At 63.8% G+C, this 15,518-nt stretch carries 14 protein-coding genes; 6 read left to right on the forward strand and 8 right to left on the reverse strand.

What is annotated here, in order from left to right:
- Positions 1 to 28: 28 nt before the first annotated feature.
- The 4 genes from tssG to JY500_RS04420 all read left to right on the forward strand — a co-directional run bounded on the left by tssG (position 29) and on the right by JY500_RS04420 (position 5,077).
- Positions 29 to 1,069, forward strand: a complete 1,041-nt coding sequence (gene tssG, locus JY500_RS04405; protein ID WP_206255182.1) for a type VI secretion system baseplate subunit TssG — start codon at positions 29 to 31, stop codon at positions 1,067 to 1,069.
- On the forward strand, positions 1,066 to 3,708 hold the full coding sequence (gene tssH / locus JY500_RS04410; protein WP_172203499.1) for a type VI secretion system ATPase TssH: 2,643 nt from the start codon (positions 1,066 to 1,068) through the stop codon (positions 3,706 to 3,708). Before tssG ends, tssH begins: the two co-directional genes overlap by 4 nt.
- 9 nt (positions 3,709 to 3,717) lie before the next feature.
- The gene (locus tag JY500_RS04415; protein WP_206255183.1) at positions 3,718 to 4,260 is read left to right on the forward strand and encodes a hypothetical protein; all 543 of its coding nucleotides are present in this window, start codon (positions 3,718 to 3,720) and stop codon (positions 4,258 to 4,260) included.
- A gap of 64 nt (positions 4,261 to 4,324) precedes the next feature.
- Positions 4,325 to 5,077, forward strand: coding sequence for a competence/damage-inducible protein A (locus JY500_RS04420; protein ID WP_206255184.1), 753 nt, complete (start codon positions 4,325 to 4,327; stop codon positions 5,075 to 5,077).
- A 132-nt stretch (positions 5,078 to 5,209) separates the two neighbouring features.
- On the opposite strand, the gene JY500_RS04425 is transcribed toward JY500_RS04420, so the two are convergent.
- The 6 genes from JY500_RS04425 to JY500_RS04450 all read right to left on the reverse strand — a co-directional run bounded on the left by JY500_RS04425 (position 5,210) and on the right by JY500_RS04450 (position 9,541).
- Entirely contained in the window at positions 5,210 to 5,773 is a 564-nt protein-coding gene (locus JY500_RS04425) for a phasin family protein (protein WP_172203502.1), read from the reverse strand.
- 252 nt (positions 5,774 to 6,025) lie between these two features.
- Positions 6,026 to 6,802: an enoyl-CoA hydratase gene (locus JY500_RS04430; RefSeq protein ID WP_172203503.1), complete on the reverse strand. Its 777-nt coding sequence runs from the start codon at positions 6,800 to 6,802 to the stop codon at positions 6,026 to 6,028.
- Positions 6,803 to 6,862: 60 nt separating this feature from the next.
- Positions 6,863 to 7,432, reverse strand: coding sequence for a lipopolysaccharide transport periplasmic protein LptA (lptA, locus tag JY500_RS04435; RefSeq protein ID WP_206255185.1), 570 nt, complete (start codon positions 7,430 to 7,432; stop codon positions 6,863 to 6,865).
- Positions 7,429 to 8,010, reverse strand: coding sequence for an LPS export ABC transporter periplasmic protein LptC (lptC, locus tag JY500_RS04440; protein WP_172203505.1), 582 nt, complete (start codon positions 8,008 to 8,010; stop codon positions 7,429 to 7,431). Before lptC ends, lptA begins: the two co-directional genes overlap by 4 nt.
- Positions 8,010 to 8,537 carry a KdsC family phosphatase gene (locus JY500_RS04445; protein ID WP_172203506.1) on the reverse strand — a complete coding sequence of 176 codons (528 nt, stop codon included), beginning with the start codon at positions 8,535 to 8,537 and terminating at the stop codon, positions 8,010 to 8,012. Before JY500_RS04445 ends, lptC begins: the two co-directional genes overlap by 1 nt.
- The gene (locus JY500_RS04450; protein WP_206255186.1) at positions 8,537 to 9,541 is read right to left on the reverse strand and encodes a KpsF/GutQ family sugar-phosphate isomerase; all 1,005 of its coding nucleotides are present in this window, start codon (positions 9,539 to 9,541) and stop codon (positions 8,537 to 8,539) included. Before JY500_RS04450 ends, JY500_RS04445 begins: the two co-directional genes overlap by 1 nt.
- Before the next feature lie 85 nt (positions 9,542 to 9,626).
- On the opposite strand from JY500_RS04450, the gene JY500_RS04455 reads away from it, so the two are divergent.
- On the forward strand, positions 9,627 to 11,603 hold the full coding sequence (locus JY500_RS04455) for a monovalent cation:proton antiporter family protein (RefSeq protein ID WP_206255187.1): 1,977 nt from the start codon (positions 9,627 to 9,629) through the stop codon (positions 11,601 to 11,603).
- 46 nt (positions 11,604 to 11,649) lie between these two features.
- Here the strand turns inward: JY500_RS04455 and JY500_RS04460 are convergent, their stop codons facing one another.
- Positions 11,650 to 12,306: a prepilin-type N-terminal cleavage/methylation domain-containing protein gene (locus JY500_RS04460; RefSeq protein WP_206255188.1), complete on the reverse strand. Its 657-nt coding sequence runs from the start codon at positions 12,304 to 12,306 to the stop codon at positions 11,650 to 11,652.
- Positions 12,307 to 12,481: 175 nt separating this feature from the next.
- Between JY500_RS04460 and JY500_RS04465 the strand changes: the two genes are divergently transcribed.
- Positions 12,482 to 14,197, forward strand: coding sequence for an ATP-binding protein (locus tag JY500_RS04465; RefSeq protein ID WP_206255189.1), 1,716 nt, complete (start codon positions 12,482 to 12,484; stop codon positions 14,195 to 14,197).
- On the opposite strand, the gene JY500_RS04470 is transcribed toward JY500_RS04465, so the two are convergent.
- Positions 14,173 to 15,477, reverse strand: coding sequence for an adenylate/guanylate cyclase domain-containing protein (locus JY500_RS04470; protein WP_206255190.1), 1,305 nt, complete (start codon positions 15,475 to 15,477; stop codon positions 14,173 to 14,175). The genes JY500_RS04465 and JY500_RS04470 overlap by 25 nt on opposite strands.
- Positions 15,478 to 15,518 lie beyond the last annotated feature (41 nt).

A 15,518-nucleotide genomic window follows, 5' to 3' on the forward strand; every position in this document is an offset into this window, starting at 1 on the left:
GCGTCCGTTCTCAAGTGCAGTCGGGCGGTTGTTTGCGGCCCCGCAGCGCACCGAGTTCTTCCAGGCTGTCCGCTTGCTGCGGCGACATCTTCGGCGGCGCAATGAGCGCGCGCACGAGGCCTTGGGCGAACATGTCCGGTTTGGTAACTCGCTTGCGCTGTCGTTTCCGGCCAGCGAAATCGAGCAGCTGGAGATTGAGTCCCGCGCGGAGGACGGCTCGCCGCAACGGGTCAAGCTGACGCCGGCCTTTCTCGGATTCACAGGCAACCAGGGTGTGCTGCCGCAGCACTACACCGAGCGCCTGCTTGACCGCGAGGTGCTGCACCGTGACCGCGCTGCGCGCGCCTTCCTGGATATTTTCGCCAACCGGAGCGCCGTTCAGTTCTTTGGCGCCTGGGAGAAATACCGGCCGCATTTTCAGTTCGAGGCAGAAGGCCGCTCGCGCTATCTGCCCACGGTATTGTCGTTCGCTGGGTTTGGCGCGACGGCCTTGCGCGAGCGTCTCGACGATGGCTCCGACGCATCGCTACACGACGAGACGCTGGCTTACTACGCAGGCATTTTGCGCACCGCGCCCCGCTCGGTGTCGGCGATTGCGGCGGTGCTGGCCGAGTACTTTGACGCGCCGATCAAGCTGGTTCCGTTTGTTGGTCAATGGTTCCGCTTGCCGGACGAGAGCCTTGCCCAACTCGGCATGGCAAACGCCACGCTGGGCGTCGATGCCGTCTGCGGCGCGCGGATCTACCAGCGCGATTCGCGCATCCGCATCGAGGTCGGGCCGCTTGCGCGCAGTGCATTCCTATCGTTCATGCCGGGGGGCTCTGCGGCGCGCGCTCTCGACCGACTTCTCGGCATCGCGCTTGGACCGACCATCGAGGTCGAGCTCCGTGTGCTGCTCGATCGCCGTGAGGTTCAACCCTTGAAGGTTGGCCTCGCAGGTGGCGGGCGCCTCGGTTGGGACAGCTGGCTTGCGAGCGAGCCTCTGGCCGATGACCCGGACGATGCCACCTACCGATTCATGCCCGGCTTCATGCGCGGGCAAACGCAACCTTCAATGAGCCCAACATGAGTACGCATCTCAAAGTCCTGATCGGGAAACTCAACGACACTTGCCGCCAAGCGGCTGAACGCGCCGCGGCGATTTGCATGGGGCGAGGGCACTATGAGGTCGACATTGAACATCTTTTCTCGGCCCTCGCGGAACAAGCTGGCAGCGACTTTGCCGTGGTCGCGCATCGTGCCGGCGTCAGTGTGCAAGGCCTGCAACAGGACCTGGAGGCGGAGTTGTCACGCCTCCCGACCGGTAATACCCGCACGCCGGTGTTCGCCGAGCGCATTCCGCAGTTGCTCGAAGCGGCCTGGCTGATTGCATCGATCGATGACGCGCAGGCGCGTATCCGAAGCGCGCACTTGCTGCATGGCCTGCTGTCGGACCGCAAACTGGCCCAGATGGCGTATCGCGCATCCAAGCTCTTCGCCAAGTTTCCCGTCGACGCGTTGAAGCATGATCTCGCCGCGTTGACGGCGGGGTCGGCCGAGGCGGAACTCGCAACGGCAACGCGCCAAGAGGGAGTCAGCCCCGAGGCTGGACCCGCGGATGCCGCCCCCGCGCGCTCGCGCACGCCAGCGCTTGATCAATACACGACCAACCTCACGGCGCGCGCTGCGGAAGGCAAGATTGACCCGGTCATCGGGCGCGATACTGAAATCCGTCAGGCGATGGACATCCTCCTTCGGCGCCGACAGAACAACCCGATCCTCACGGGCGAGGCTGGTGTCGGCAAGACCGCTGTCGTCGAGGGCCTGGCGCTGCGTATTGCGCAGGGCGACGTGCCGCCGCCGTTGCAAGGTGTATCGGTGCACGTGCTCGACATGGGCTTGTTGCAGGCCGGCGCGAGCGTGAAGGGGGAGTTCGAGAATCGCTTGAAGTGCGTGATCGACGAGGTGAAGAAGAGTCCGCATCCGATCATCCTGTTCATCGATGAAGCGCACACGATGATCGGTGCTGGCGGCGCGGCCGGTCAGAACGACGCGGCCAACCTGCTCAAGCCCGCGTTGGCGCGCGGAGAGCTCCGTACGATCGCCGCCACGACCTGGGGCGAGTACAAGAAGTACTTCGAGAAGGACGCCGCGCTGGCGAGGCGTTTCCAGGTCGTCAAGGTCGAGGAGCCGACGCCTGAGCTTGCCTGCGCAATGCTGCGTGGCATGGCGCCGTTGATGGAGCGGCACTTCGGTGTTCGCGTGTTGGATGAGGCGATCACCGAGGCGGTGATGCTGTCAGCTCGCTACATCACGGGCCGACAGCTCCCCGACAAGGCGATTGGGGTACTCGATACTGCTTGCGCGCGCGTTGCGCTGGCCCAGAGCGCGACACCGGGGCCGATAGACGATCTGCGCAAACAGATCGATCGCCTCGATGTAGAGCTGGCAAGCCTTGCTCGAGAAGGGGCGCTGGGCATGGCACATGACGCGCGTCGCAAGGATCTTGGCGCCCGGCGTGAAGCCCACGCCGCCGAACTTGCTCGGCTTGATGCGCAATGGCAACAGGAGCGCGCATTGGTTGCACAGATACTGGCGCTGCGCGCAGCCCTGGCCGAAGGTGCTCCTACGGATGATCCGCGCCATGGCGAGCTGGCAGCGCTCACGGTGCAATTGGCGGGCGTGCAGGGCGAAGCGCCTCTGGTACCGCTGCAGGTTGATGGCCGCACAGCCGCCGAGATCGTTGCCGCGTGGACCGGTATTCCGCTCGGGCGCATGGTGAAAGATGAGATCCGCGCCGTGCTCGGTCTGCGCGACGCGATGGCTGAACGGGTCATCGGGCAGGATCACGCGTTGGAGGCGATTGCGCAGCGGGTGCGGACTGCACGCGCCAATCTTGAGGATCCGAACAAACCCAAAGGCGTGTTCCTGTTTGTCGGCCCCTCGGGGGTCGGGAAAACGGAGACTGCCCATGCCCTGGCCGAAATCCTTTATGGCGGTGCGCGCAGTCTCGTTACGATCAACATGAGTGAATACCAGGAAGCTCACTCGGTGTCCGGCCTCAAGGGCTCGCCCCCGGGCTATGTGGGCTATGGCGAGGGCGGCGTGTTGACCGAGGCGGTGCGTCGCCAGCCCTACAGCATCGTGCTGCTTGATGAAGTCGAAAAGGCGCACCCCGATGTGCTCGAACTGTTCTTCCAGGTCTTCGACAAGGGTGTCATGGAAGACGCAGAGGGGCGCGAGATCGACTTCCGCAACACCATCATCATCCTGACCTCGAACGTGGCTTCGTCGACGCTGATGTCGGCGTGCCTGAACAAGGGGCCGGAGGAACTGCCAACGCCTGACGCCTTGCTCGATGCGATACGTCCGCAACTCTACAAAGCCTTCAAGCCGGCCTTCCTCGGGCGCCTCAGCGTCGTGCCCTTCTACCCGATCGCTGACGATGTGCTGGCTCAGATCATCCGGCTTAAGCTCGCCAAGATTGCGCGGCGTGTGGCGGAGAACCACAAGGCAGTCTTCAGCCATGACGATGCGCTGGTAGAGGCCGTGCTTGCACGTTGCGTGGAGGCGGATTCCGGCGCCCGCAACGTCGACAACATCCTCAGTGGCACCTTGTTGCCCGAGATTTCGGAAAGCGTGCTTGCGCGCATGGCGGAAGGCGCTGCGATTGCGCGGATCAAGGTGGGCGTGAGCAAGAAGGGTGGCTTCAGTTACAAGGTGAGTTGAGGGCGCAACGTGAGCGTGCTGTTCGATCTGCCGTATGCGCAATACCTGGATGCCGGCCCGACTGCGCTGCCTGGCGTAACCTTCCGTGATGGCCAGGCGGTGCTGGGGAACGGCCGAGGGTATCTTGGGGTGCTGACCCCAGGCGCGCTTGCGCGCCTGGGCGCACCATCCCAGGACGAGGTGGTGGGCGACGCGCTGTCGGCCTATCTGTCGGTGATGCTGCAAGGTGTGCGCAGCGGCGCCGGTGCGGTGCATGGCGACGGCGCTGCCGCGCTCACCCGGTTTGCGACGCCGCGCGGTGAGCGCCATCGTGTGCATAGCGATCCGACCCTGCGCAACGCGCTGTTCTCACGTGCGCCCGAACAAGGCCTGGTGTTCGAGGCGACCTTGGTGACCGACCATGACGTGTTGCTGCGGGTCGACCCATTCATGCGTGTTGAGCAGGCGGGCAATACCGGCTTCGGGTGTTTCTTTGACTGCGCTGCGCCGGTACGTGTTTTCCTTGCGGGTGCAGCGCTGCGACGGGTGTTTGATTTCGCCGTGAGCGCCTGACTGCCTGCCGCCTTCGCCAGGGTGGGGCGTATCATCATTCGCCTGACGAAGCGGAGCTGGCGGCATGGCGATAGGTGTTCTGATCATTGGCGATGAAATCCTTTCCGGCAGGCGGGAGGACAAGCATCTACCCAAAGCGATTGCGTTGCTCAAGGCGCGGGGCATGCGGCTCGCTTGGGCACGCTACTGCGGCGACGAGCGTGACCGGTTGATCGCCACCTTGCGCGACTGTTTTTCGAGTGGCGATGTTTTCTTCTCATTCGGCGGAATCGGCGCGACGCCGGATGACCATACGCGGCAGTCCGCCGCCGCGGCGCTTGGAGTGCCGCTAGCGCTGCATCCAGAGGCCGAGGCCGAGATTCGCGGCCGGTTCGGGGCCGAGACGACGGCCAATCGGCTCGAGATGGGCACCTATCCGACAGGCGCGCGCATCATTCCCAACCACTACAACCGCATTCCCGGGTTTGCGATTCAAAACGGCTACTTTGTGCCGGGCTTCCCGGTCATGGCGTGGCCGATGCTCGAATGGGTGTTGGACGGCGAACTGTCTGCACTGCATCACGCCGAGCCGTATGTGGAGTCATCGATGTGGGTCTTCGACGCGCAGGAGAGTCAGATCAGCGCGCTGATGCTTTCGGTGCAGGAGCAGTTCGGCGTCACGGTTTTTAGCCTTCCGAATGCACATGCCCCGGGCGGTCGCCGCCAGATCGAGCTGGGTGCCAAGGGCGAGCCGGCTGCCGTGGTGGCGGCGATGGATGCATTGCGCACGTCGTTGGCCGCGATGGGGTTTCCGACCGAATCGCTGGCGAGCACGTGATTCGACGGCACAAAAGAAAAGACCGCAGGGTTGCGCTGCGGCCTTAAGTCGGACGTCACGAATCGCGCCTGCACGCGACGCCCGATGGAGGGCTGTTGCAGGGCAGCCGAAGCTGCCCTCAGAAGGAGGCGATCAGGCGGCCTTCTTCGATGCCTTGGCCGGCGCGGAGCCGCTGACGGCCTTGACGGTTGCGTCGGTCGCGGCGGTCACGTTGGCTTCTGCGATTTCGGCAACTTGCTTGGTCGCCTTGGTCAGGCTGTCGTAGGCCGAATTGGCGGCTGCGATGGCCGACTTGACGGCGGCGATGGCGACATCAGAACCAGCCGGAGCAGACTTGGCCGCCTTGTCCAGGGTGGCGGACACCGACTTGTTGACTTCAGCCAGTTGGCCTTCGACCAACTTGGAGATTTCTTCCTGAGCTTGGGCGCCGATTTCATAGACGCTGCGGGAGTACGCAACGCTCTTCTCGACGATCGGCTGGGCCAGCGAGGTTTGCAGCGTCAGCAGCTCTTGCACGTCCTTGGCGCCGAGTACGGTCTTGGCGTTGGCAATGCTGTCTTCCAGCAGCGCGCGGGCGGCGGTCAGGTTGAGGTTGGCCAGACGCTCGGCGCTGGCAAACGCCGTGTTGGCGATGCTCAGCAGCGATTCGACTTGGGCCTTGCTCACAGCGGCGAATTGTTCAGGGGTAGCGAACATGGTTGATCTCCTTTGATTGACTCAGGGGCAAAAGATTTTGCACCGCAACAATTCCGATTATAGAGGCGACTTTGGTCGCGTCAAGTATTTTTTGTTGCGGTGCAATATCTGACCGGGCAGTCAAGCCGATGGCGATCTAATTCACTGATCTGATTGCAATTTTCTGTTGTGACCTAATGCGCTTTGCGCGTCTCTCGACGCGCAGTTTGCGCTATGCCGCATGACAGGAGAATGACTGCGTGGCGACTGGTTTCAGCGATGTGTGAACCGGGCTGCACGTTTTTCGAGAAACGCGCTCATGCCTTCGCGCTTGTCCGCAAGCGAGAAGGCTGCATGGAATACCCGCCGCTCAAACAGAAGCCCTTCGGCAAGACTGCTCTCATACGCGCGGTTGACCGACTCCTTGATCATCATGACGACAGGTAGGGAGTAGCTTGCGATCGTATCCGCCGCGGCAAGGGCTTCGTCGAGCAGGCGCTCGGCCGGCACGACGCGGGACACCAAGCCGGCGCGCTCGGCTTCGAGCGCGTCCATCATCCGGGCGGTGAGGCACAGATCCATGGCTTTGGCTTTGCCGATTGCGCGTGGCAGGCGTTGGGTGCCGCCGGCGCCGGGCAGAATCCCAAGTTTGACTTCGGGCTGCCCAAAGCGCGCCGTGTCGGCCGCGATGATGATGTCGCACATCATCGCGAGTTCGCAGCCGCCACCCAAAGCGAATCCCGCTACCGCAGCGATGATCGGCTTGCGACAGCTCTTGATGCGCTCCCAGTTGCGGGTGATGAAGTCGGATTTGTAGACGTCGATGTAGTCCCAGTCGGCCATTGCGCTGATGTCGGCGCCGGCAGCGAAGGCTTTTTCCGACCCGGTGATGACGATCGCGCCGATATCGTCGTCGTGCTCAAAACCGTTCAACGCGGCGCCCAACTCGTCGATCAGCGCATCGTTCAAGGCATTGAGCGCCTTGGGCCGGTTCAACGTAATGAGGCCGACACGCGCACGGCGTTCGACCAGAATCGTCTGGTAGTCCATTCCCCCTCCGATGGATGTGCCTGAAGGCCGCACCCCCCGGAGCGGCCGTGGGCGAGATGCCTAGCGCTGGCCGGTACCGGCGGGTTTGCCGGCGGCGTCCTGCTTCTTCGGCTGAATCGTGACTTTGACGCGTGCCTCAGTGTTCTGGACGACGGTGGCGTTGGGGCCGTTGGTGACGAGGTAGGTCTCGTTGTAGCCGTCGTAGTTGATGTACTGGCCGCTCACATCATCCTTGCCGCTCACCACCTTGGCGCGGTTGAAAAGCTGGACCAGATCAGTCTTCGCGTCGTATTCGATCCGCTCGGCTTCGCCGTCCACCCACTCTTCCTTCTGCTCGCGTTTCTGGCGGAAGCGCGCAAGCCCGCCTTGGCCTCCGGTGGCGACGCCCTTCTGGAAGCCTTCGATGTCCTGGGTCACGACCACCTTGTCGGACAGGATCGTCAGCGTGCCTTGCGTAAGCTTTACGCGGCCCTCGAAGATCTGGACCTTGTTCTTGTCGTCGACGGTGACACGGTCCGCTTCGATGTTGACCGGCTTGTCTCGGTCAGCGCGTTCGGCGTGGGCCGCCGTTGCTGACGCCAACAGAACGCCTGCGAGCAGCAGTGAACTTACGATGCGTGCGAGAGTCATTGCCCGCTTCCCTTCGTATTGCGATAGAGCGTTGCGCGGGCCTGGCCGATGGTCGCAACGCCGTTGATCTGGTCAATTTCCAAGCCGACACCGTCGATCACCGATTGGCCGCGCGTCATGTGCACCGGCTTGTCGGTGACGGCTTTCTCTTCGTCCGGGCGCACGGTGATTTCACTGGTTTCGAAGGTCATTTCTGGCAGTCCTTCTGCGGCGTCGCGACGGCCGCGCACTTCACCGCTCAGGAACACTTCGTCGCCCGGCCCGGAAATGCGGGCTTGCCGCGCGGTGACATGCAGCGTCTGCGGTTTGCCGAAGTGCTGCAGGTTCGCGTCCTCGACGTGCGTGCTGTCGTCATCGGGATAGTGGCGCGCGACGGCGGCTTCCAGCACGTACAGTCGCTTGCCGGTGGCGTCGAATCGTTCTTGCACCGAGCGGGTCGCAACCATGTCCGGGTCGTGCCGAAAGCGGCCATCGGCTCGCGTGGCTTGGCCGCTGACGTAGCGTTCGAGCCAGAACGCCGTGCCAGCCAGCAAAGCCGCAAGAAGCAGCGGAAACAGACCGGACCAGGTGCGCTTCATCAGTCGGCCAGGTAACGGGCGTGGAAGGCGTCGAGCTTGCCTTGCGCTGCGAGGATGAAGTCGCAGACTTCGCGCACCGCACCGCGCCCGCCGGGTCTGCCCGCAACCCAATCCACGTGATTGCGCACCAGCGCGTGGCCATCCGACGTCGTTGCCGAGAACCCGCATGCACGCAGGATCGGCAGGTCCACGACATCGTCACCCATGTAGCCAGCCTGAGCCGGTTCGAGCTTGAGATCGCCAAGCAGGCTGTGAAGCACTGCGCGCTTGTCTTCCACGCCTTGATAGAGGCGCTCGATTTGAAGATTCGCGCAACGCTGCTCCAGTGCCTTGGAGCGGCGGCCGGTGATGATCGCGAGTTCGATGCCGGCCATCTGCAGCATGCGCAGGCCATGGCCATCAAGGGTCGAAAACCCCTTCATGACGTCGCCCTCTGCGGTGAACCAGATGGTTCCGTCGGTCAGTACGCCGTCGACGTCGAAGGCCATTAGTTTGAGGCGTGCTGCGCGTTCGTGTGCGCGATCCATCAGATTACCTTTGCGTCCATCAAGTCGTGCGTATTCAGGGCGCCGACCAGTTGCTGCGCATCGTCGATCACCAGAATCTGGTTGATGCGCGCGCGCTCCATCGTTGCGGCAGCTTCCGCAGCGAGCGCATCGGGTGCGATGCTGCGTGGGTTGCGGTGCATCACGTCGGCGACCTTCAGGCCGCGCATGTCGGTTTCGGCACCAAGCAGGCGGCGAAGGTCGCCATCAGTGAAGATGCCGATAGCGTGGTTTTGATCGTTCACGATTGCGGTCATGCCCATGCCGCCGCGGGTGACCTCAAGCAGCGCTTCGGCAAACGTCGCCGTTTCCGGTACGCGTGGAATGCGCTCCCCAGTGCGCATCACGTCGGACACGCGGGTTAGCAGCCTGCGACCCAGTGCGCCACCAGGATGCGAACGGGCGAAATCGTCCGGGCCAAAGCCGCGCGCGTCGAGCAGTGCAACCGCCAGCGCGTCGCCCAACGCAAGGGCTGCGGTGGTGCTGGCTGTAGGTGCGAGGTTCAGCGGGCAGGCCTCGCGCTCGATCGTCGCGTCGAGATGCACGTCCGCAAGCTTGGCCAGTGCCGAGGACGGATTGCCGGTAATCGCAATCAGGTGCGCGCCATGGCGTTTGATCAGCGGGGCAATCGTCAGGACCTCCCCGGTGGTGCCGGAGTTCGAGAGCGCAATCACGACATCCGACGCTGTGATCATGCCTAGATCGCCATGCGCCGCCTCGGCTGCGTGTACGAAATAGGCCGGCGTGCCGGTGGAGGCAAAGGTGGCGGCGAGCTTGCGGCCAATGTGGCCGGATTTACCGACGCCGGTAACGATGACGCGACCGCTGGCACCCAGAATCATCCGGGTCGCAGCAACGAAACTGGCGTCCAGTCTGCGCGCCAGGGTCAGAACCGCCTCAGCTTCGATCGACAGCACGTCGCGACCGAGTGACAGCAATTCGTCGTCGGTCGCCCGGGAAACGGCTTGTGGCTTGGTTTCTTGCATGGTCGCGCAACGGTTAAACTCGATCCTCATTATAACAGACGGGTCCTGCCGCCCTTTCGAGGTGAGGCCCGCTGCCACCACGCCCATGTCGCCGTTGCATACGCTCGATTTCGTCCTGTTGCTGCTCGCCGCCTCCGTGGTCGGTGTGATGCTGTTTCACCGCATGCGCCTGCCGGGCGAACTGGCCTACCTTGCCGTTGGTGCGTTGATCGGGCGGGCGGGACTGAACCTGATACCGGATGAGTCGAGCGCTCGCGCGCTGGCGGAGTTCGGCGTGGTGTTCCTGATGTTCACGATCGGGCTTGAGTTCTCGCTGCCCCATCTGATGAGCATGAAGCGGCTGGTGTTCGGCCTCGGTGCGGCGCAGGTCGGGGCGACGACGCTGCTGACACTTGGATTCGGCGCGCTGCTGGGTGTGCAGCCGGGGGCTGCGCTGGTTCTGGGGGGGGCGCTCGCGATGTCCTCCACCGCGTTGCTGTCGAAACTGTTGATTGATCGGATGGAGCTTGATGCACCCCATGGCCGCATGGTGATGGGGGTGCTCTTGTTCCAGGATCTTGCTGTGGTGCCCTTGCTGGTGCTGATCCCGGCGCTTTCTCAGCCGCCCGAGGCGCAACTGCAGTTGCTCTTGCTTGCGGGCCTCAAGGCCACGGTTTTGTTGGCGATCGTGCTGTATTTCGGGCAGCGCCTGCTCGGGCGCTGGTTCTTGCTGGTGGCCCGGCGGCGTTCGTCGCAACTGTTCATGCTCAATGTGTTGCTGGTGACGCTGGGGCTGGCCTGGCTAACCGAGCACTTTGGCTTGTCATTGGCGCTGGGCGCGTTTGTCGCCGGCATGCTGATCTCTGAGACCGAGTATCGCTATCGCGTTGAAGAGGACATCAAGCCGTTCCGCGACGTGCTGCTCGGGCTCTTCCTCGTCACGGTCGGCACCTTCCTCGATGCGAGGGTGATCTTCGGGCATCTGCTGTTGGTGCTGGGCATGCTGGTTGGCATTCTGGCGACGAAATTCGCGGTGGTGTTTGCGGCAGCGCGCCTTTTCGGCGCCACGCCGGGCAACGCGGTACGCAGCGGCTTGTGGCTGTGCGCTGGCGGCGAATTCGGCTTCGTGCTGCTTTCGCAGATGTCCGCCAACAAACTCGGCAGCGATGCGCTGATACAGGCCGCCGTTGCCGCCGTGGTGCTGTCGCTGTTGGCTGCGCCCTTCATCGTGCAAGCCAGCAATAAACTGGTGATGCGTTTCGTCGCGTCGGAGTGGCTGCTGCGATCGATGGAGCTCACGCGCGTGGCTGCGCAATCCATGACGACCGAACGGCATGTGATCATCTGCGGCTATGGCCGCACGGGGCAGCTGTTGGCGCGCTTCGTCGAGCAGGAAGGCGTCGGCTACGTCGCCCTCGATCTGGACCCCGATCGCGTACGCGAAGCCGCGGCGGCCGGCGAGACCGTTGTGTATGGTGACGCCGCGCGTCGCGAAACCCTGATTGCGGCGGGCGTGGCGCGCGCCGCTGCGATCGTGGTGTCCTACGCGGACGTGGGCTCTGCGTGTCGGGTTACGGATCTGGTGCGTGAGTTGCGGCCGGACATCCCGGTGGTTGTTCGTGCGCTTGAAGAAGCACAGCTTGAGAAGCTGACGGCTGCGGGGGCTGCCGAGGTCGTCACCGACATCTTTGAGACCAGCATCACGCTGGCCAGCCACACCATGGCGCTGACCGGCGTGCCGCTGTCGCGTGTGATCCGCCGCGTGCGCGACATCCGCTCGCAGCGCTACGCGCTGATGCGTGGCTACTTCCACGGGCGCTCCGATGCCGCGGATGACCCGGACGCTACGCTTGAGCGCCTGCACTCAGTGGCTTTGCCCGACGGCGCCGGCTGTATCGGGCGATCGATCGCCGAGTTGGCTTTGCCGGAGGCGGGGGCGAAAGTGTCCGCGGTGCGCCGGCGCGGGGTGCGTGCGATCAACCCTGAATCGGATCTGGTATTCGAGACCGGCGACGTGGTGGTGCTGCTGGGGACGCCAGAGTCTCTTGCGACGGCGGAGGCAAGGTTGTTGCAGGGAGTGTGAATGACAACGGGCCGCTATTGCGGCCCGTTGTAATCGCGTAGGGCGATCAAAAACCCATACACACGATGTAGGAATCGCCGTCGACGACCGTACCTGATGACACGGGAGTCAACGTAAAGCCACCGCTGCTGGCTGCTTTCAGCGCGCTCGTCGCGACCATTGATCCAGTCGCTGGGTCTCCGTCATCCATGAGTGCGTCTAACGGAATAACGCGGCGCCCCCGAACGTTGTTCGCACAGATGTAGAGCACGCCGCGCAGACGGTTCGCGCCGTTGCTGATAGGGGAACTGGTCAGTCCAAACACCCCGAGATCAGTATGTTTGGGGTTTCCATCCGTGACTTCGCCGGTGAGAAGCCCTGCGCGACGAAGATGCTCCCAAGCGCAAATCGGCTCGGTGTCGGAGTCTTTCGCGGCAAACGGATCGCCGTCAATAACGCCGTTGCCAGCGCCTGACACGCTGCACGCGTCGGCGCCCCATCGACCAGTGGAGCCCCCAGCCTTCGTATCGTCGCCTGGAAGCGCCCGATACTTGTCCTGGTAAGTCAGCACTGCAACTGAAATCGCCCGAATGTCCTGGGCGATGTTCTTGACCTTGGCGCTCTCGATTAGCTCCTGGCCTTTCAGGACGCCGCCAAGCAGCAGACCGATGATGACCAATACAATTGCGATCTCGACTAAGGTGAAGCCGGCTTGCCGTTTCATGAAGGACTTCCGTTGGAGGCTGTGTGCCCGAGATGATCAGCAGGATCCGTGCCCGACCGCGGGCGGCGCGGCAGTCAAGTGATACCGTGGGTTTGTCGCGAGGGAGGCGTTGCTGTTTGGGGTGTGGTGTCGAAAATTCGACGCTATTGCGACGTAATCTGGACGCATCGTCGAAATGGCAGTGAGCGCCGGCGACCAATGGCGCGACACGGTGCGCAAGCCAGGCCACGCGCTGGCCGCGATGTTGGCGTGTCTGCAACTTGCGCTGGTGGCGGGGTTCGACGGCTGGGCCGGCCGCATGTTGCTGACGGCGCACTTGGGTGCGTTTCTGCTTTGGCAGCCCATGGTGTCGGCCAATCGCCGGCTCGACGTGATGCCGCTGGTGCTGCTGCTCGCGGGGCTTGTCGCTTTCCAGTGGGCCCTTGGCTGGGTGAGTCTCTCGGTATGGCTCTGCATGTTGGCTGGCCTGGTCGTTGCGCAGGCGGCCAGCCGTAGCGCTCGGCGGGAGCGGTTGCCCGATCTGCTCGGTTTCGGCTATCTCGTACTCGTCCTGCTGGCCTGGGTGGTGCCGCTCGGCGTGCCGCTGGATCCGGACGTGCGAAGTCTGCTCGCGCGGCTCGCTCGTGACAGCGGCTACGTGGTCGTCGTTCTGGTTGCCCTGGCTGCGCTGACGAAGCGGTGGCAGCGCGCGGGCGCCCTGCCGGACTTCGCCGCCGCGGCCACTGCGATGCTGGCGGTGGGCGTGATCGTGCTGACCGCGCTGGCCTTCATGTTTCTGACGGGCGCTTCTTACGAGCGAGCGCTGCTTCAGTCGGTGGGCTCGGTCGCCGTTGTGCTGCTCATGTTGGGCTGGCTCTGGAATCCGAGGGGGGGCTATTCCGGCGTGGCGCTGCTGTTGTCGCGCCGCGCATTGGCTGGGTCATTGCCGCTTGAGGAATGGCTGGGCGAGGTATCGGAAGAAGCGCGCAATGCGCCCTCGGCGACGGCCTTTCTTGCCGCCGCGGCGAGTCGGATGCTGGAGTTGCCCGGTGTGACGGGTGTCGCCTGGCAAGCAGAGCCGGGGCTTGATGGGAGTGTCGGGCGCCTCGGGCGCCATACGAACCGGATCGCACACGGTGATCTGGTGGTGACCATCGGTACACGCGGCACGGCGGATGCGGTCACGCTCTGGCGTTGGGATTTGATGGTCAACATCCTTGCCGAATTCCTGGTGTCCCGGCGGCAGGCTGCCGACCTCGCCGAGATTGGCTATCTGCGCGCGATCCATGAGACCGGCGCGCGCCTGACCCACGATGTAAAGAATCTGCTGCAGTCCTTTGAGGCGATTCTCTACGCGGCGGAGAGCGGTTTTAATCGCGACCCTGAGGGAACGCAAGCGCTGATCCAGCGCCAGCTGCCCACTTTGGCCGCGCGTCTGCGGCTGACATTGGACAAGCTGCGCCAGCCCGGCCCCGATGCAAGCGAGTCGATCATGCTGCCCGACTGGTGGGCGCGACTGCAGGTGCGATTGCACGATGTGGCGTGCGTCGGTAGCCCTGATCCGATGTTGAGCGTGCCGGCGGGCCTATTCGATCGATTCGTCGACAACTGTGTCCAGAACGCACGCGACAAAGCTGATTCCCGCGGTCGGCCAACGATTGCGGTACATCTGCGCGGGGAGGGGCGTGGTTTTGCGCTTGAGGTTCGCGATGACGGCATGGCGGTGCCACCGGAGCGTGCCACGCGCCTGATGCGCGAGCCGGTGGCATCGGACGCGGGACTCGGTGTCGGGCTGATGCAACTCGCGCGCGAGGCTGCCTTGTTGGGGTGGCGTGTGCGGCTGGCGGAAAACCGGGATGGCGGCGTTTGCTTCCGCCTGGATCGCCCTCAGGCCGGCGATACGACGCGCTGAGGCAGATCTGGCGCGATCTCCACCAGGTCGCGACGGGCCGACAGGCGGTGCACTACGACCGTGCCCTTGCCCTTGATCGGGACAATGTGCGGAGGGTCGAACACGAACCGATTGCGGAGCCGGTCGTAGGTGGCGGCATCACACTGGATCGACCCGGGGGCGCCCTCGCCGGTAATCCGGCTCGCGAGGTTCACCGTGTCGCCCCAAAGGTCATAGATGAACTTCTTCTTGCCGACGACGCCGGCGACCACCGGCCCGGTACCAATGCCGATCCGCACCCGCAGCGGATTGGCGCCACGCGCGCCAGCACCGGCGAGCCAGTCGCGCATGTCGAGCGCCAGTTGTGCCACCGCCTCGCAGGGGTCGCGCAGATCGGTATTGAGACCACCCGCGACCATGTAGGCGTCGCCGATCGTCTTGATCTTCTCGAGCCCGAGGCGTTCTGCCATTTCGTCGAACTGCGAGAAGACGCGGTTCAACATGCCGAAGACCTGCTGCGGCGTCATGTCCGAAGCCAATTCGGTGAAGTTCACAATGTCGGCGAACATCACGGTGACTTCGGCGAAACCATCCGCGATCGTGCAGTCATCGTCCTTGAGCCGTTGGGCAACCGGGTGAGGCAGGATGTTGAGCAGCAGGCGCTCGGAGCGCTCCTGCTCGACATGCAGCTGGCGGTGGGCGTCTTCCAGCTCGCCGCGCGCCTTTTGCCGCTCAACGATAGCGAAACGCATCAGCAACCACACGATCGTGGAAATGGTGGCGAAGTTGAGCGTGAAGAAGGCCATCGAGGCCTTCAACGGCACGGGCGACGGTGCAGCGACGAGGTAATCGGCAAGCAGGAAGTCGAAGGTACCGGTCAGCAGGGTCAGGAAAACGTAGGCGGCAAACCACGGCACCGATTCGCGTGGCCCGGCACACAGCAGTGCCCCGACGGGCGCGAGCAAGCCCCACAGGATGACGCCGGACGCGGTGACGAAATTGCCCAGCGCCCACTGTGCAATGAAAGGGAAGAACAAGAAGATCGCCAGCTGGCTGAAACGGAACACCGCGAAGTTCCCACTTGCCGCGTAGATCAGCAGATTCGCGGCAACCAGCACCTGCAGTACGAAGGGCAGGGTGGTCGATAGCTTCGGGCCAAGCGCCCAGTAGATCAGCAGCCAGCCGATTGCCGCGACCGACACGAGGCCGCTCGCCAGCACAAGCAGCGCCTTCTGCAGCCGCAGCTCCTCGCTGTCGTTGGGGGTGATGCCCGCGTTGCGCAGGCGTTCAATGAAGCTCATCGTGCTGTGCATGATGCCAGACAGTGTGTCGCCGTAACGCG

It is taken from the genome of Niveibacterium microcysteis, assembly GCF_017161445.1.
In the GTDB taxonomy this organism is placed as follows: Bacteria; Pseudomonadota; Gammaproteobacteria; order Burkholderiales; family Rhodocyclaceae; genus Niveibacterium; species Niveibacterium microcysteis.